17 protein-coding genes are annotated in these 17,661 nt (G+C 39.3%); all 17 read right to left on the reverse strand.

Annotated elements, in window-relative coordinates; genetic code table 11:
* Nucleotide 1: 1 nt before the first annotated feature.
* Nucleotides 2-853, reverse strand: a complete 852-nt coding sequence (locus D7Y06_RS07740; protein WP_120407234.1) for a hypothetical protein — start codon at nt 851-853, stop codon at nt 2-4.
* A gap of 140 nt (nt 854-993) precedes the next feature.
* The gene (locus tag D7Y06_RS07745; protein ID WP_120407277.1) at nt 994-2,157 is read right to left on the reverse strand and encodes a CgeB family protein; all 1,164 of its coding nucleotides are present in this window, start codon (nt 2,155-2,157) and stop codon (nt 994-996) included.
* 343 nt (nt 2,158-2,500) lie between these two features.
* Nucleotides 2,501-3,511, reverse strand: coding sequence for a glycosyltransferase family 8 protein (locus D7Y06_RS07750; RefSeq protein ID WP_120407235.1), 1,011 nt, complete (start codon nt 3,509-3,511; stop codon nt 2,501-2,503).
* 57 nt (nt 3,512-3,568) lie between these two features.
* Nucleotides 3,569-4,552: a glycosyltransferase family 8 protein gene (locus tag D7Y06_RS07755; RefSeq protein WP_120407236.1), complete on the reverse strand. Its 984-nt coding sequence runs from the start codon at nt 4,550-4,552 to the stop codon at nt 3,569-3,571.
* A gap of 34 nt (nt 4,553-4,586) precedes the next feature.
* A complete protein-coding gene (locus tag D7Y06_RS07760) occupies nt 4,587-5,606 on the reverse strand; it encodes a glycosyltransferase family 2 protein (protein WP_120407237.1) in 1,020 nt (339 codons plus the stop codon).
* Nucleotides 5,603-7,096, reverse strand: coding sequence for a glycosyltransferase family protein (locus tag D7Y06_RS07765; RefSeq protein ID WP_158591314.1), 1,494 nt, complete (start codon nt 7,094-7,096; stop codon nt 5,603-5,605). The genes D7Y06_RS07760 and D7Y06_RS07765 overlap by 4 nt, the downstream gene beginning before the upstream one ends.
* Before the next feature lie 65 nt (nt 7,097-7,161).
* On the reverse strand, nt 7,162-9,111 hold the full coding sequence (locus D7Y06_RS07770) for a DUF4422 domain-containing protein (RefSeq protein ID WP_120407239.1): 1,950 nt from the start codon (nt 9,109-9,111) through the stop codon (nt 7,162-7,164).
* Complete coding sequence (locus tag D7Y06_RS07775) at nt 9,111-9,578, reverse strand: hypothetical protein (RefSeq protein WP_120407240.1); 468 nt, start codon at nt 9,576-9,578, stop codon at nt 9,111-9,113. The genes D7Y06_RS07770 and D7Y06_RS07775 overlap by 1 nt, the downstream gene beginning before the upstream one ends.
* Nucleotides 9,579-9,610: 32 nt before the next feature.
* Nucleotides 9,611-10,732, reverse strand: a complete 1,122-nt coding sequence (aepY, locus tag D7Y06_RS07780; RefSeq protein ID WP_120407241.1) for a phosphonopyruvate decarboxylase — start codon at nt 10,730-10,732, stop codon at nt 9,611-9,613.
* A 23-nt stretch (nt 10,733-10,755) separates the two neighbouring features.
* Nucleotides 10,756-12,051 (reverse strand): phosphoenolpyruvate mutase, encoded by a 1,296-nt coding sequence (aepX, locus tag D7Y06_RS07785; protein ID WP_120407242.1) that lies wholly within the window; start codon nt 12,049-12,051, stop codon nt 10,756-10,758.
* Between the two features lie 11 nt (nt 12,052-12,062).
* Entirely contained in the window at nt 12,063-13,238 is a 1,176-nt protein-coding gene (locus tag D7Y06_RS07790) for a hypothetical protein (RefSeq protein WP_120407243.1), read from the reverse strand.
* Complete coding sequence (locus D7Y06_RS07795) at nt 13,222-13,989, reverse strand: DUF6564 domain-containing protein (protein WP_120407244.1); 768 nt, start codon at nt 13,987-13,989, stop codon at nt 13,222-13,224. The genes D7Y06_RS07790 and D7Y06_RS07795 overlap by 17 nt, the downstream gene beginning before the upstream one ends.
* Nucleotides 13,986-14,978: an NAD-dependent epimerase/dehydratase family protein gene (locus D7Y06_RS07800; RefSeq protein ID WP_120407245.1), complete on the reverse strand. Its 993-nt coding sequence runs from the start codon at nt 14,976-14,978 to the stop codon at nt 13,986-13,988. Before D7Y06_RS07800 ends, D7Y06_RS07795 begins: the two co-directional genes overlap by 4 nt.
* A gap of 4 nt (nt 14,979-14,982) precedes the next feature.
* Complete coding sequence (locus tag D7Y06_RS07805) at nt 14,983-15,699, reverse strand: metallophosphoesterase family protein (RefSeq protein ID WP_158591316.1); 717 nt, start codon at nt 15,697-15,699, stop codon at nt 14,983-14,985.
* A gap of 187 nt (nt 15,700-15,886) precedes the next feature.
* Complete coding sequence (locus D7Y06_RS07810; RefSeq protein WP_199714665.1) at nt 15,887-16,225, reverse strand: hypothetical protein; 339 nt, start codon at nt 16,223-16,225, stop codon at nt 15,887-15,889.
* A gap of 26 nt (nt 16,226-16,251) precedes the next feature.
* Nucleotides 16,252-16,671 (reverse strand): Gfo/Idh/MocA family oxidoreductase, encoded by a 420-nt coding sequence (locus D7Y06_RS07815; protein ID WP_120407247.1) that lies wholly within the window; start codon nt 16,669-16,671, stop codon nt 16,252-16,254.
* A complete protein-coding gene (locus D7Y06_RS07820; RefSeq protein WP_120407248.1) occupies nt 16,668-17,648 on the reverse strand; it encodes a Gfo/Idh/MocA family protein in 981 nt (326 codons plus the stop codon). The genes D7Y06_RS07815 and D7Y06_RS07820 overlap by 4 nt, the downstream gene beginning before the upstream one ends.
* Nucleotides 17,649-17,661: the final 13 nt, after the last annotated feature.

Raw genomic sequence — 17,661 nt, forward strand, 5'->3', positions numbered from 1 at the left:
CTTATCTTTTCATCTTCATTACTTTAAGCAGCAGTTTCTGTATAGATTTATCCACATCCTCCCCTAAGACTATCTGAAATGTGGTTTTCGTCATATTTTTTATGGTCTCATGCATTTTTGCAGCATCTCTTTCCGCAGCACACTCTTTTAAGCTGAAACAGGACTTGTACTGAGGGTTTGCCATGCCCAGCTCACTGCACCTGCGTTCAAAAAAATCTTCCAGCATTTTCCACTCATCATCTGTGTAGAAAAAAGAAATGGTTTTCTCCGTGATATTTTCCACATATACACTGGGGCGCTCCCTGATAAAAAACATGGATTTCCACTTTTCCGCCGTGTTTTCCCCCGGCTTAATCTCTGCCCTGCGGCTGTTATTCATCACCAGCTTTACCATATCCATAGTTTCTACACGTGAGACTTCCATATCCGTGAAATTCAGGTAATATATCCCCCCCTCTTCCTCATTGCTGTTTTCCAGCTTTTCCCGAACAACTTCCATAGATTTCCGCACATATCCAATGTCTTTTCCGGCAATCTGATACACTCTTCCAGAGTAGGTTTGAATTTTTAAAAGATGTGGCCTGAAAAAATTCCAAAGCACCCCAAGTATCAAAGCTGTGATTCCCACCACAACAATTATCGTTCCCACAGCCTGCCACATACCTCCCGGCAGATAGAAAATCACTCCAAATACAATCAGTACCAACGCAGGTATTAAAGATGTGTCCTTTACCTCTTTTACATCTATATTTGATACCGCCTTTATGGGAATACAGGCATCCACCAGCTGGATTACCCCTTTTCCAATATAAAAGCAGGTATTTTTTTTGTTGAAAAGATTGCCTGATATCATTCTGCTTTTCCTCCGTGTTTACATAAAAATGATTCTCTGGAAATATCCTGTCCTTTCATATTGTAGCATATTTCAGATACAAGGGGAACACTTAAAAGAAATCTTGCAATTTTACAACTGTTACCCATGATCTGTACTTTTTAATTATATAAAACTTCCATTATTTCTTTCACCCGATGGACAAATGTATGCTTTTCTTCCATTTTCCCCAGGACATTTGTTGTAATCTGTCTTCGTTCTTCTTCATGAGATAAATAATAACCTATTTTTGAAAGACAATCCTCTTCACTTTCATAATATATAAAATCTTCACCGGGAACAAAATAATCTAAAAAATCTACCTGAAAATTTGTAAGTAAAAATCCACCTGCTCCCATAATATCCATGCAGCGGAGAGGAATTCCCGACTGAATACTTCTCAGTGTAATATTGAGATTTATTTTGCTGTTTTTAAAAATCAAGGGCAGACTGTTATATGGGTCTATTGTTCCTGCAAAATGAACTTTCGGCAATAGCTCTGAAGGCTGATGAGTATATAACGTTAAATTGTAGTTTTCTGATATCAGCCGCAAAAGCGAGATTCTCTCATTGGAAGTTACTTTTCTGGCCAGAAAATAATTTGCATACACATAGGCAGAACTTTCTGCCCCATCAGACATAGGAGAATAGGGAACCACTTTCTGAATATCTGAAATGATATCTGGTGTTAAAAGTTCTTCCATCAAAAAACAGCCATAAAGTTTTTGCTGCGCAGCCATCAATCCTTCAAGATACCCCCTGGTATAATCGGTAATCCCCAAAAGACGTTCGTAAAAATTATGTTCTTCATTATAAAGTGAACCCACAAAAGATACATCTGCTCCTATCTGCCTCTTCACATCTATGGGACAGGATAAGGCACGCAGACGCTTTACATTTGCTGCCAGAGGAAGATAATGCACCGTTGTGATGCCTTCTTTCCTTAAAGCTGCATAAGTGACTTGGTCAAATATAAAAACGTAATTGCAAGAATTCAGTATTGTGCAGGAATATAATGCCACCAACGGACTATCATAAACATAAGAAACATATTTCAAATTATGTTTCTGGCAGCACCTCGAAAGAATAGGATAATAATTAAATGAAAAAACAAATTCATATCTCCCCGTTTCCACTTTTTTATCAAAGGCCTCTTCGTAATCCCTGTCTATACGTTCCTTATATTTTTCATGTATAAAAAGTTCACATTCAATTCCACATTCCTCAAATGCATCTATCATATCCTGTTTTGCAAAAGCAGGTGCATCTAAAAATAGTATTTTCATATTTATATCCATTCCTTTCGCTTCGCTCAAGCACGAATATTTCTAATTGCATTATACCACATACTGAAGAATATAGAAAACTATAATGCGTAACTTTACCGAGAATCCGATATCCTTCTGCCAAACCTTGAAATCACAATAGAACTGGCAATCATTATGACGAAGAATCAAGGTATCGGATCAAGCCAACAACTACATAACCTTAACATTCTCAATATTCCGTTTTTCTATGAAACATCAAAAGATGGCTTGCTTGTGTTGCAATTTTGATAATGAATAAACTCATACTTCTCATTGTCAATCCTTTCCAACTTTTTATTCACAACTAATAAATACAATATTATTAAATACCAGATGAGAGATTTTGAATAATAACTTGACACTTATTCAGTAACCCTCTTAACTCTTCATTTTCGGTCTTAAGTAACTGAATCTTCTCCTCAGCAAGACGGCTATCCATAGAATGATAAAAAACCATCTCCAAAAGTTCCCGATAGAAAGGTGCATCTTTTGCATAATCCCACCAAACTTTCTGAATATCATAGCGAATCAAATTGATAGTCCATGGCTTTGCCGGTCCGGCAAAATGTAAAATTGAAACATTCATACGCACGTCTTCATAAGTCATTCCCATTTCATGAGCTGTAGACGCATACAAACCAATTTGCAATTCATCAACAAGCTTTACCTGCCTATAATGTACATAATTCAATAAGTCCTGATCCGGAAACTGTACCTTGTGGACAATAGTATTAAAAATTTCCATATACTTCTTAAATGTATACTCTTCCTTAAGCTTTAAAAGATTCATCAATAAAATTCCTGAACAAAAATATGTCATTCCCTTTTTTGAAAGATTGTTAAAAAAAGTATGCCAAATACGATATTCTGGCTCAGCATTATCCTCAACTGCTTCATCTCTCGCAAGAATTGAATCTGAAACCATGTCCTTGCTAGCTATTAATAGATTTCCCTCAAAATCCATACTATAAAAATCGTATATATCTTTATTTACAATAATATCAACATCTAAATACAAAATTCTATCAATTTTATCCCCTAGCAATTCCGGTAACATAAGCCTATAATACATTTCCAAACTCCAAGTCTGCGTACACGGCAAACCGGAAACTTTGGAAGAATCAATCTTTATAAACTCTATATAATTTTCCGCACTGGCTCCCCGCATTAGTGCATCCTGCAAAAATTTGAAGTCTTCTGCGTTAAGTTCACTATGTAACACATATAAATATATTGGATAAGAATTGTTATTTCTAACCAAAGAGCGTATCATAACATATGCAGGATACAATACATTTCGGTTCAGTGCAATGGCTGCATTTATTCTGTCCATTATATTTCTCCTCCTCCATTCAAAGCCATCATTTATCTTTTAAGGCAAATAGATATCTTATGCATTAGCCGAAAATTTTCGAATAATTGTTTGACACCTATTCAGCAGTTCTTTTAACTCAGAATTTTCTGTCATAAGCTCCTGTAACTTATCTTCCACAATGCTGCTTTCCATACTATCATAAAACACAGTTTCCAATAGTTCCCAGTAAAACGGGGAATCCTTGGCATATTCCCACCAGACTTTACCAATATCATACTGAATTAAATTCACCAACCATGGTTTAGAATATCCTGCAAAATGAAGAATAGAAACATTGGAACATACATCTTCATACGTCATTCCCATTTCATACGCTTTATCCACCAATAACCCAAATTTTCTTTCATCCACAATTTTTGTCTGCTTATAATGCATATAATTCAGTAAATCCTGATCTGGAAACGCAACCTTGTCAGAAATAAGACAAAAAGTATCTATATACTTTTGAAAAGGAAATTCTTGCTTTAGCCCAGAGAGATTCATCAATAAAACCCCTGAACAAAAATATATCATTCCATCCTCAACAAATTTTCCGAAAAAAGCATTCCAAACGTGTGCTTCCGGGGTATCCATGGCTACCCTCTCATCAAACCCTGCATCTTTTGCTGCTACTAACAAATTGTCTTCAAAATCGGTATTATAAAAATCTGATATATCTTTATTTACAATAACGTCCGTATCTAAATATAAAATCCTGTCGATTTCTCCTCCCAGCAATTCCGGAAGCATAAGCCGGAAATATATTTCCAACGGCCAGTACTTATGAGGCAATTCAGAGATTGTTGTAATATTGATCTCAATAAATTTCATCTGATTTCCTTTTGTATCTCTCAATAATGCATCCTGTAACAAAAGGCGATCTTTCTCATTTAATTCACTATGCAAAACATAAACATATAATTGATGGGAATTATTATTTTTTACAAGAGAACGTATCATTACATACGCCGGACGCAATACTTTTCTATTTAATGCAATGGCTATATTGATTCTACCCATTCTGTTATCTCCTTATCTTTTTAATTACATTTTACTATCTCAAAACAGAATTCATATAGTTCTGCAAATCATCTTCTGTAAAATCGCCATTTCTAATGGCTTTATATAATATCATTTTTTCCGGTATATCTTTGGCGTAAGGTGACTCATCATAATCATCTATCTCTGACTTTACCACATCCACAAGCCTAAGAAACATTTCTAACGATATATAAAATCCTCGTGATTTTACAAAAAACAACGTCTCGTATAAATAACTATGTAAAAAGTACAATTTTATTTCTTCATAATAGGTGTGAAAAAATTCTGTATTTTTCATAAATTTCCATACCGCCAACTGAACCTGAGCATGCTCCATCAATGTCTTTTCTTTCTGCATTTTACTGTACATAGTCCCGCTGGCATTCAGTCTATGATAATATAATGGCTCTTGCATTATTACCATACGGGATACATAAAAATACAATGGATAAACAAAGAGCGGTTCCTCGTATATTACATGCTCTGCAAACTGAACGTTTGCCTGCTCAATCAACTCTCGCTTGTATATCTTATTCCAACATCCACAGTGAAGCTCTCCGAATACCAGCCATTTTTTTCTTTCCTCCGGATTTGTAATATGAATGATTTTATCTGGCACAGAAGAATCTGTTTTTCTTACGATTTCATCCATATATAGGTACTGCCCAAACTGTACAATTTCTGCCTCTCCTGCCTTTGCTTTTCCATACACCTTTTCATATAAATCAATCTCTACCCAATCATCGGCATCCACAAAAGATATATATTCTCCTGTAGCATATTTAAGCCCCTCATTTCTGGCTCCGCCCTGATGCCTGTTCTCAGGGAGATCAATAATCAACACATCTTCTGGATAAGCCTGCTCCATTTCCTTCAAAAGTTCCCATGTAGCACCGTCATCCGTAGAAGCATCATTTACAAATATTAATTCCAAATTGTGTATGCCAATAGTCTGCTGGACCAAACTTAAAAAACACTGCGGCAGCCATTTCGCCACATTAAAACAGGGAATAATCACACTGATCTTTTTCATAAAAGAACCTCCTCCAATATCCTTTCCCTTACTTCCCATGTTTCATTACAGCAGGCCTTTCTCCATCCTCGCTCTGCTATTCCATGCCGTTTCTCTTCATTTTCCAGATACATTTTCAGCTTCTGAGGCAATGTCTTTAACTCATCCAACCGAAAAACAATTAAATCCTCATCCGATGCATATCTGCCATGTAAATACGAGGTATCATCTGTTACCAACACTGTTTTACAAAGCATAATATTGGCCATCCGCTCAGTAAATCCCCCTTTATGCCAAGACATTATGTTAAGAGACATCTTCGACTGCTGCCAAATCCGTACAGCTTCCTCATATCTAACATTTGGATGGCATACCAAATTCGGGTACACACTTAAAGGAGACGTTTGCCACGTTTCCCCAAAAACGTCCACCCGTAACCCTGCATCCAGCAAACTTTTAATAACACAATGCCTGTAATAATATACAGCACAAAAATACGGCCTATAAAGCTCCCAAAGCATCTCCAAAAATTCTTCATCCGTTGGCTGATATCCCTTTTTGCGATAAACCTCCGCCAATGCCTCTTCTGCTGTATAATTTGTATTTTTCCGCAATTCCAGCAAAAAATGATTTGCAATAAAACGGATTTCCCTTGGCATTTCATGGATAAGCAATGCCTGATTCCAGTAATCACCATAGGTTCCAATAAAAGAAATATCATATATTTCCCTTAAGTCTTCTAATGTTACTATTTGCCCTGCCGGTGGTAGCAAATAAGTTTTATGGTGATAATAATGTTGTGTAAATTGTACATAATTTATATCATGGGTAATAACATAAAAGTTCTTAGGTACATTTGTTAAATGATGCCTCATCCAAACCGGATGATCAAATATAAAATTAAATTTAGGTCCGATTATATAATCATGCAAATAACTTCCGTCCATCATTCTCACCCCGAAAAGATATGTTTGCATTCCAATTACTGCCCGAAAATGCCTTCCCCTAAATTTGTTAAGATCATTGATTTCCTCTGTTTCCGTATCAAAATATTCAACTTCCTGGCCCGCCCTTTCAAATGCAGCCCCTAGCTGCTCTGCAAAAATATTTAGCACATTATGACAGACATCATCACTTTTATATAGCAATACAGGACAGCCCGCCTCCTCAATCCACAAGTATTCCTCCGAACGAAGCAACATTTGTTCCATCAATGCCACCGCTTCCAGTTTTTTATTGCAAATTTCTGCTTTTTCCAAAATATTTTCTATCAAAAAGTTAAACCTATCCCAGTTTAAAAGAACATCTTTATATCTGGAAACAAGAAAACATTCTTCATAAATTTCCTTCCACAAATCATCCACAGAGCCTGCTTCTACCTTATCTGAATTTATTGGCTGCAGACACAAAATCCCCTTACATTCTTCAACATCCAAATTATTTTTTTCTGCCTGATAAAAAAGCACTTCATCCTCTTGCCTTACTTTTAACCTGCAATTTACCCTTGTCATTAATAAAATACTCTCCTTAAATGTTAACATCGTCAGATTTTATACTATTTACATAAATAGAAAGATTAAAACAGCGCTTCTTCTATTTCCTGTGCCCTCACATTCCATGTATGCTGTTTCTTTGCCCGCTGGTAACCACGGTCTGCAATTCTCTGAGCCTCTTTTAAATGTCCCAGCAAATATTTCACCTTTTCTTCCAGTTCCTGAATTTTATCCAGTTCAAAAAACACTATTTCGGCATTTTCTGTAGAATATCCTAATCCATCCGATAATTTTTCCATATCTCTAAAGTTTTCAGCCAAATATTTTGACGTATCTGCAACTACCGCTGCTCCTGCAAGCATACCATCAAATACACTGCTCTGTGTCCCATCTTTAAACCATTTTAAAATATTTATAATAATTTTGGCATCATTCATTTTTTCCAAAACTTTTTTTACCGGCAATGAGCCTTCATAGGTTAAATTAGGATGGTTTATCCAATTACATTTCTCCCATCCTTTTCCATATAAAGTAATTTTCACTCCGGAATCAGCTAAACACTTTAATACCTGTTCACAAATGCAGGACACTGCTGCTTTTTCCATATCATGGATATCTGCCATGAGAAGGCAAAAATCTTCACCTGTCAAATGCACATCATGTCGGGCTAACCATTTTAACACAATCACTTCTGTTGTATAAGATGGATTTTCCATTAAATCCTGCAATATTTCCTTCGACATTTTTTTTACATTAATAACAGGATGTGTAAAAAGACTAATTTGTGTTTTTTTATTTTCAGGCACAAATAAATCCCCTGCAAAAAGTACATCAATTTTGCGTTCTTCCATATTTTTATATGGAGCTATCTGAATACAGCCTGCATTTGGCAAAAATCCTGTTACAGAAATATTTGGATAATTCATCCCAACATACTTCATGTGATTTTGGTCTGCACATAAAACAACAGCGTTAAAAGGCGCCTTCAATAAAGCGCCGTGATAACAACAGGGATGTTCCACTAATATGTTAATACATGGTATATTTAACTGTTCCCATATATTTTGTCCTTCCACCAATTCCATGTTAAGGCCAAGGCTGTTAAAAGTGATTGCAGCTATGACCGGCTCTTTGATAAACTGTGCCAGTCTTGCCCAGTCATCATGCAAATTTCTCACATCCAATTTTAGTGTTTCATACCCCATCTGCACAAATGCATGATTTAATTCCTCTGTAAATAAGTCTAAAGTTTCATCCAGGCCGGACAAAAACAGTAATCTTTTTGGAGGCCGGACAGCTTCTTCTCCTGACCTTTTCAACTCTTTTAACCGTTTTTTCTTCCACAATACATCAATTTCTGTTAATTCTACTTTTTCTTCCCGAATGTTTTCCTGCTGCATCAATAACCAGACACGGAACAGCCTTTCAGAAAGAAATCCAAACACTCTCTGCTGATAAGAATCATATCCTGTCATATCCAGTCTCTTCTCAACCTCAAATAGAATATCAAAAAGCCATTGGCAATATCTGTCGTATACATCCTTTCTGGTAATCCACATATTGCCCATAGAAACTAAGATAGAATCCATGGAGAAATCAAAAGCATCCAAATATTCCGGATACTTTTCCTGAATTACTTCACGGCACAAATCCAAATCTTTTCCGTAATGCCGCGAAGCATAATGTTCGTAAACCTTGCTGCCCTTAGGCACGCAGGCACTGTCAGGGACAATAACAGAGTAATTTTTCATCAACATTTCTATATAGGATTTGCTTAACAATTCATCATCTTTTATAAAAAAGCGTCTGTAATGACAGATTCCCACAATATCACAAGTAACATTTTTCCAGACCCAATACATACCCGTCAATTCACAGTAATAGGGATTTTTCTCAGAAATCTCTTCCCCTGTATCGTCTCCCGGATACCCCAAATCCATTTTTCCTTTCTTTCCCACATGAAAAGGGATATACGTATCATCAGGAAGTTTTTCTATACTTTTGTGCGTCATTACATATATTCTGGTATCCATTATCTGCTCCTATAGTCTATAAAATAATAGACTTCCCCTTCTACTGTTATTTCCTGTACATTTACATCGGACAATTTTTTCACATTTTCACTCAAATAAGAATCAACCAAAAGTCGGGATACCCTGCTGCCCATCCATAAAAGTAACTCTTCACATGATACTCTGCCCTTTAATGAATCACTCCCCAGCAAAATGCCCAAATCATAATTGGACACCACTTGTATCTCAGAAAGTCTCTCCCCCTGATATATTTTATTATATATGGTTTTCCAAACCGGGAGTTGAAGCTCCGGGAAAAAATCAATTCCATCCAGACGGACATCTTCTGAAATTCCACAGCCCATCATCTGCCTGGAAACACTGCCAGCACGTTTTAAAAACATTCCTGCATCCAGTACGGAATCTGGCTGTAATTCATTTATCATTTGAAAATATAGGTACATGTCATTTTGATTATTTAATATCATCCGCTAATATTCTCCTCAATTACTGCCAGCCATCACAGCTCCTTAAGATACTCCATAAATTTCTTTTTATTTTCCATTGCAGTCGTGGTGGGCCGTCCTAAGTCCGCCCTGGCTCCAATGGCGGATTTTACCTCAATAAAACTTAAGGCATTTCTTTTTTTTGCCTCTGACAGTTCTCTGTCCAAATCTTCAAAATTATCCACACAGACCCCATAGGGGTACCCGCAGGATTTTGCAATTCCCACCAAATCTATTTTTCCGGCCACGGTAGGCATGCCTCCCACAGTTTCATGGGCGCCGTTATTAATCACAACATGCACCATATTTTTCGGCGCATTTGCCCCAAGCACAGCCATTGCCCCCATATGCATCAGCGCTGCACCGTCCCCGTCAATACACCAGACTTTTGTATTTGGCTTATGAAGGGCAACCCCAAGGGCAATGGAAGAACTGTGCCCCATAGAGCCAACGGTGAGAAAATCATACTTATGGCTCTGGCCATTTTCTTCCCGGATTTCAAACAACTCCCGGCTGGCCTTTCCCGTTGTGGATACAATGGCATCCTCCCCGGATACTTTTGTAATATGCCGGATAATCTCTTCCCTTTTCATGGAATTCCCATTTTCATATTTAACCTTACCCTCATAGGTCAATGCGCCTTTTCGGACAACAAACGCAGCGTCTTTACCGGAGGAAAGCACCTCCTGAAACTCATCCATAGCCGCCAACACCTGTTCCTCTGTAGTTTCTTTCCCAATGACAAAGGAAGGGATACCCATATCCTCCAAAAGCTTTACCGTAACCTCCCCCTGGTAAATGTGCTGGGGTTCATCATGGATTCCAGGCTCCCCCCGCCATCCCACAATAAAGAGACAGGGAATGCCATACACTTTTTCATGCAAAAGGGAAGCCGCAGGATTTATAATATTTCCCTCCCCGCTGTTTTGCATATAGACTACAGGATTTTTCCCCGTAGCCAAATGATATCCCGCTGCAAGAGCCGCACAGTTTCCCTCATTTGCAGCAATCACATGATGTTTTGCATCAATTCCAAAACGCTCCATTAAAAAATCGCAGAGAGGCCGTAACTGGGAATCCGGAACCCCTGTATAAAAATCCGATCCAATGATTTCAAACAATTTTTCTGCTTTCATAATACGCCCCCATCCCTTTCAAATTATAATTCATCTATTAGAGAAATAATATCCTTTATGGGCATCAGCCTGTCGTCCACTTCCTTTGCCCTGTGGTATTTTAAAATATCCACGGCAGTCTGCTGCATGGCAGGGAATGCGCTTCTGGTAAGCTGGTTTGCATATATGGCAATATTTACCCCATGCTCCGCCAGCTCCTCCTCCGTAATGACATTATAAGATGTGGGCACCACCACAATCGGCGTCTCTTTATCCTCTTCCCTGAATTTATCACAAAATTCAAGAATCTCATCCGGCTCCTTTTTCCGGCTGTGAATCATAATCCCATCCGCCCCGGCATCCCGGAAAGCCTTAGCCCTTTTCAGCGCATCTTCCATGCCCCGCTCTAAAATCAAACTCTCGATTCTGGCAATTATCATAAAGTCATCTGAGAGCTGTACCTTTTTTCCTGCTTTTATTTTCTCACAGAAATTTTCTATGGTTTCCTGGGTCTGCTCCACCTCTGTGCCGAAGAGAGAATTTTTCTTAAGGCCGGTTTTATCCTCAATAATCACAGCGGAAACTCCCATACGCTCCAGCGTCCTTACCAGATACACAAAATGCTCTGTCATTCCGCCGGTATCTCCGTCAAAAATAATGGGCTTGGTGGTAACTTCCATCACATCGTCAATGGTTCTGCACCGGGATGTAATATCCACCAGCTCTATGTCCGGTTTCCCTTTTGCGGTAGAATCGCAGAGGGAACTAATCCACATAGCCTGGAACTGATCATACTCACCGTCGTGCTCCACCACAGTCTTCTCCACAATCAAACCTGTAAGGCCGCTGTGAACTTCCATTGCCTTTACAATGGGGCATAATTTTAAAAATTGTTTCAATCTTCCCCGGCGGTACTCCGGCATGGCTAGCTGCTCATTTTCACACATGTCAATGTGCCTGATTTTTTCACTGCGTGTGTAAGGAACATCTACAATCTGCCCTCCGTACTCCGCCAGAAGAGATGCCACGTTGTTTCGGATTGCCCGCATAGAGCCTCCCTTCCAGTTATCCCCATGAATGACATAATCCGGTTTTAATTCATGTATCACGGCATCATACATAATCTCTTTTTGAATAATTACCTTGGAAACACCCTCGATATTTTTTGCCATCTCCACCCGCTCTTCCAGGGTAACTGTAGGGAATTTATTAAAACGGATCATGGACTCATCACTGAGCACCCCGATAATTACCTCTCCGTATTTTTTTGCCTCATTTATAATGTTCAAATGCCCTTCATGAATCACACTGGTACAAAAGCATGTATAAACTGTTTTCATTCGTTTGCTCCTTATATGTTTTTCTCAATAATATTTTTCACGATAAACTCCGCCACCTCATCTATTTCCTGAAAGGCAACTTTTTTTACCAAATCCACCCCAAAGGCTTTCTTTACCTTTTCTAACAGTTCATCAGTATACGTCAGGGTTCCCCCGGAAATATCCTCTATTCCGTCCAGATAAATGGATTCCCTGTTCTTTTGTTCCATGATTTTAAAGTCGAAATAGTCTTCACATATGTAGGAGGACACCTGCTCTTTGGCTCCGTCGATGATAACCGGATATCCCCCGATTTCCCCAAAGACTCCGGGGCAGTGAAGCTTTACTTTCTCCCCGTCTCTTACGGCAGATAAAATCCCCTGGATAATCTCAAAATTGCTGGAAGCGTTCATCATATTCCGCTTTGCGTCCACAGGCATTTTAATGCCGCATCCCGCCACAATTTCTTTTCTGTCCACATCCAGTTTTTTCCCCTGGTATCTCACATCCATCAGCATATCCACCCCTTCGGTATGGCCTTCCTTGCTGATGACAACGTCATGGAAATGGGACACTGCAAAAGTGATATCAATGTTCCAGTAATCCTCTATTCCATATTTTTCAGAAATGGCAAATTTAAATCTGGGAATGAGATGGTTGATATTTCCGCTGCCAAAATCAGGATAAGCTTTTCCTGCGGATTTCAACCAGGGAATCACTGCGTCAGAATAAGAAGTATTGATCACAACAGCGAAAGATTCCGCCTGTTCGTAAGCCTCCATAATATTTTTTGTATACTTAATGGAAAGAGGGCTCCATATTCCGTAGGCCCGCACATTGGCCCAGGAAATACTCCCGTATTTAAGCCCCGCATAGGCGCGGCTGCTGTTCACGATTATGTCCGGCTGAAAATCTCTGATGGCATCTGCAATGGAGGGAACATGGTTTAAGTCCACCCCGCCGATGACCTTTACCCTGCTTCGATTCTGCCCTCGGATAAGGGATGCCACACGGACAATATTTACATCCGACTGCATTTTCTCCTCATTGCGCCCCACAACACAGATTTCCATTCCTTCATCCTTTGAAGACATAAGATAATCCAGAAGATAATTGCCTACACTGCCCAGGCCAATAATCATAATCCTGGCTTTTCTGCCTTTTAACTCCTCCCGAAGCCTGTTTAATTTATCATCTAAATGTGTCATTTCTGTTCTCCTCATTTTCGATTTTCAAAAAATCATCTACAGTATTGCAGTTTATCCATTTTTTAAACTCTATAAGCTCATACCCTTCTTTGTCAATTCCATCAAAATACTCCTGGACAAATTTAAGATTCGTCTCTTTCCACTCCTCTTCTGTAAGACTGTCCATCACATGTAAAACCCTTTTGCGTGATACAAATTTCCAAATCTGTCCGGAATTAAAAATCCCCCGGAAAGGTTGTCCAATTTCAAGGAGGGAGTGACTGGTATCAAATATGTAATGGATATGATAATTCCTGTCATAGTAAAAGGCCACGGATTTGCTCGCCAGCACAGGCTCTCTGCTGCAGGTTATCACATCCCTCCTGCAGTCCCATACCCTGGTATAGTCCTCTCCGTCCACCCACAGGTCGCCTTCCGCAAAAACCACCTCATCAAATTCCATGTTTTTTATGGCCAAAAGCCCCATATAAAGGCTGTACCCTGACCCGTACTCTTCAAATTTTTCATTTTTTACAAGCAAAATCTTATCCTGAAATTCACCAAATTTACTGTCAATGGTTTCCTTTAATTCCTCAAATAAAAATCCCCCCACAATCACAAATTTATCCGCCTGGGGATTGCCTTTTAAAATCCGGTATAACAAAGACTCCCGGATATCCTTTTCATAGTAAATGCATTTTAAGCAGGAGCGGCCTATAGACTGGCTGAATCTGGTGGATAATCCTGCCACCGTAACAATTAAAACTCTCACTTTGCCAACTCCTTTACACACATCTCAATTCCCGCATCCAGGGTCACTGCCGGGGCCCATCCTGTTCTCTCTCTGATTTTTTCCGTATTTAAAACCCTTCTCTCAGGGTCTGACTCTCTGTAGCCTTTAAAGATAATCTGAGGATTGTCTATCCCAAGTTTCTTCCCGCAGAGTTTTACCAAATCTATAATAGAAATCTCTTCCTCTGTGGCCACATTATATACGGAGCCATCCAAAGCCTCCTCCGCCTGGGTTAAGGCAATTACCGCCGAACAGCTGTCCTCATTGTACAAAAAGGTTCTCTTGTTCACCTTTGAATTTTCCAAAAGCTCCACACTTCCCTTTTCTTTTAATTCATGGAGAATGTGAGGGATAATATGTTTGGGATACAGTTCGTTTTTGCTGTAAACATTTGCAAAACGGATAGAGCACCCCTTTATTTTATGTTCCATCACAGCGTCTTTCATAAAAAACTCCGTGAGAAGTTTCCCTGTGGCATAGCTGGTTCGCTGGCTGTGCTCCGCATTGGCCATAGTGATAAAATCAGACTCCCTCACTCCCCCGTCTGCGCTCCAGGAGTTCATGGAATATACTTCTGAGGTGGAACAGTTGATATAAATCTCCGCCCCCGCTTCTATGGCCTGATCCAAAAATGCTTTCATTCCCAAAACATTTGTCTCAAAGGTGCGGTTTACATAATAAAAATGCTCTGTGTGAACTACAGCCGCACAGTTAATATAAATCAACCGGCTGTAATCAGTTTTCATCTCTTTTACTTTCGCCTTAAGCCTGTCCATCTGTTCTGCATTGTTGATATCATACTCAAAAAATTCAAAATCCGGCTTGTCCAAAACATCTTCCACCGTATGTAAGGAAGAGGCAAAGAAATTGTCAAACCCAATCACATGATTCTCTTTTCCCACTAACTGTCTGACCAGTTCATTCCCTGTCATGCCTGTCACGCCGCTGATTACATATAAATCTTTCATATCATTACACTCCTGACTCTAAACGCTCTCTGTAAAAATCATCCACCTGCCCATGGTAAGACGCCTGCTCTTTTCCGATATCATAGGGCACCTTCCTCATATCCACCTGCCCTGTGCCCGTATTTAAGATACAATACTGGGCCATAGGATTTAAATTCCTGGGCTGTCCCACAGACCCCGGATTAATAAAAACCGTCTTTTTCTTATTCCGCATCTTGGGATTATCCGCCGGATAGAACACCTCAAAATAATGGGGGAGATGGGAATGCCCGGAAAAGACATAGTCGTATTTTCCATATTCCGGGGAATCCTCCCCGGGGAATATGGACTTCCAGTAGTTATCCTCTAAACTTCCATGGACAGCTAAACATCTCTTTTCTTCTAACATAAACTCTGACATTCCAGATGGATTTTGTATATTTTTCATATAATTCCAGGTGTTTTCATTTAACACAGAATGGGTATACATTGCGCAAGCGCTGCCCCGTTTGGAAGAAAATCTGTCATAACTTTCCGTTATAATCGCCTGCTCATGGTTTCCTCTCAGATTGCTAAGAATGGGATATTTCAGGCTCTGAATCATTTCTATCACTTCGTTGGAATGCATTCCATAATCAATCAAATCCCCCAGGAACACAGCCCCCTCAATCATGTCATCTTTCAGGGAATCCATAACCCTTAAAAAAGCTTCTCTATTGCCATGGATGTCCGATATTACCACTATCCTGATATAAATCCCCCCATATACTCTAAAACTTTATTAACTTAAATAATCATAACCTCTTTTTCTTTAAAAGTCAACAAAGGCTGGCTGCTACCGCTGTTAATCCACAGTTTTTAAATATTAAATGACAGCCCCTGCCTTCGCCTTTACATATCCATGCGAAGGCAGGAGCTGCCATATCCATTCATTCTAATATATTCTTCTTCACTTCCCCATACCCATCATCTGTTTCAAACAAATATTCCGCTATCACTTCCATCAGTGCAAAGTCATTTTCATGATCCAAGTCCAAAATCCCCGTATCCTTCATCTCAATACACTCACAGTATCCGTCTAAAACACCTTTCCCCGTCAAGAGATATTCAGGATTATATGCATAAAGGGAAGCATTCATATCAAAAACTTCCGGTGCCTGCTGCCTTGCTGTAAAATCTGATTCAATCACTTTTTTAAACCCATGCTCTGTGCGTTTCAGCTGGTTAAAATAGGGATTGCGCCTGGCATCCGTAACAGAAGTTGTCACGTCCGCATTTGTGTCCCAGTGTTTCTTTATGAGATTTTCCAATTTATATATTGAATCACAGCATTATATCTTAAAGGACATGCCACGTAATATACGGCATTTTTCGTTAAGTCCAATGCACACGCCCTTTTTAACTGCCCCAAAGAACAAATTGGTTTTTCTATAAAAAAATGGCGGCCAAATCCGGACAGCTTTTCTAACGTTTCCAAATGCAGCGCCGTGGGGTTTGTGATAAAAAACACATCATAAACTTTTTTCATTTCACTGCAGTCCTTATAGACATTGCAGATACCAAGACACTCTGTCTCTTTTGTATCGTAATCCCCGTGTCTTAAAGCATCTATTCTCAGGTAAATGTTTCGCTTTTCACAAACCTTTTTTAAATTTCGTATATGGCGCTTTGCAATCGCGCCCACTCCAACAAAACATACATTCAGTTCTGTCATCTTTCTCCCTCCAGGGAATCAATTAATTTCAAAGTTTCCATGTCTTCCTCAAATCCGTACAGCGGTTTTTTCCCCTGGAAAACAATATCAAAAAATTCCTTGATTTCATTTTTGTATGCATTTTCTGTAATAAAGGCTCTATAACCTTCCCTGTGTTCTTCCTTTTCGCATAATACGGCCTTTTTCAGTTCCTGTGCGTTAGCATCATACTCATACAGACCATCCGGCGTGCCGTCCCACCTCAGGTATTTATGTTCCCCGTAAACCTCCAGCCGCCTTACCGCTGCCGGAGAAACCACATCCACAACCAATATGCCTTTATTTCCACTCTCGTGGAAAAGCTGTATCAAATAATTATCTTTATAATCAATAGGAAGGCCAGATATTTTGTCAGAGACAACATGATAATCTGTCACTTTCCCAAATGTTTTTATCATCCACGGAAGTTCAATTGCCATGATTTCCCGGCATCCGTTCGTCCGTTTATCCCCCACAAAAAAGTCTTTGAAATTTTCCCAGTGATGCCAGTCAGGGAGGTATTGGCCCACATGGTAGACATAATTCCATTTTGTATTTTCATCTATGCAGCTGCGGATATAATTTATCTCTTCCCGGTACAAGAAGGTGGAAGATAAGAATAATTTGCACCCGTTTTCCTCTGCCGCCCTCATGTTTTCCTTATATCCGTCAGATACCAGATTTAGTTCTGTAAAGACATTCCATTTGTTGTGCAAACACTCTGCTATGATTTGGCGGTGGGATAAAGGAGCGGTACATACAAAGGCAGCGTCCACATGACATGTCTTTTCCATTTGACATATAGATTCTTCGCAACAGACCCCATACAAACTCCTTGCCTCTTCTCTCCGGTCCTGTCTTGCGTCAACGCCATATATCACAGCTTCCGGAAACAATTCCAGTATCAGCCTGATACGCCTTTTTCCCATGGAGCCAAGTCCAATCACTAAAATATTCATTGCGTTATTCTCC

It is taken from the genome of Roseburia sp. 1XD42-69 (genome assembly GCF_003612565.1).
Lineage (GTDB): Bacteria > Bacillota > Clostridia > Lachnospirales > Lachnospiraceae > Roseburia_B.

Coding starts and splice junctions, on each gene's coding strand:
- D7Y06_RS07740 (WP_120407234.1), bottom strand. CDS start 853: ATGATATCAGGCAATCTTTTCAACAAAAAAAATACCTGCTTTTATATT.
- D7Y06_RS07745 (WP_120407277.1), bottom strand. CDS start 2,157: ATGAAAATACTATTTTTAGATGCACCTGCTTTTGCAAAACAGGATATG.
- D7Y06_RS07750 (WP_120407235.1), bottom strand. CDS start 3,511: ATGGACAGAATAAATGCAGCCATTGCACTGAACCGAAATGTATTGTAT.
- D7Y06_RS07755 (WP_120407236.1), bottom strand. CDS start 4,552: ATGGGTAGAATCAATATAGCCATTGCATTAAATAGAAAAGTATTGCGT.
- D7Y06_RS07760 (WP_120407237.1), bottom strand. CDS start 5,606: ATGAAAAAGATCAGTGTGATTATTCCCTGTTTTAATGTGGCGAAATGG.
- D7Y06_RS07765 (WP_158591314.1), bottom strand. CDS start 7,096: ATGACAAGGGTAAATTGCAGGTTAAAAGTAAGGCAAGAGGATGAAGTG.
- D7Y06_RS07770 (WP_120407239.1), bottom strand. CDS start 9,111: ATGGATACCAGAATATATGTAATGACGCACAAAAGTATAGAAAAACTT.
- D7Y06_RS07775 (WP_120407240.1), bottom strand. CDS start 9,578: ATGATATTAAATAATCAAAATGACATGTACCTATATTTTCAAATGATA.
- aepY (WP_120407241.1), bottom strand. CDS start 10,732: ATGAAAGCAGAAAAATTGTTTGAAATCATTGGATCGGATTTTTATACA.
- aepX (WP_120407242.1), bottom strand. CDS start 12,051: ATGAAAACAGTTTATACATGCTTTTGTACCAGTGTGATTCATGAAGGG.
- D7Y06_RS07790 (WP_120407243.1), bottom strand. CDS start 13,238: ATGACACATTTAGATGATAAATTAAACAGGCTTCGGGAGGAGTTAAAA.
- D7Y06_RS07800 (WP_120407245.1), bottom strand. CDS start 14,978: ATGAAAGATTTATATGTAATCAGCGGCGTGACAGGCATGACAGGGAAT.
- D7Y06_RS07815 (WP_120407247.1), bottom strand. CDS start 16,671: ATGACAGAACTGAATGTATGTTTTGTTGGAGTGGGCGCGATTGCAAAG.
- D7Y06_RS07820 (WP_120407248.1), bottom strand. CDS start 17,648: ATGAATATTTTAGTGATTGGACTTGGCTCCATGGGAAAAAGGCGTATC.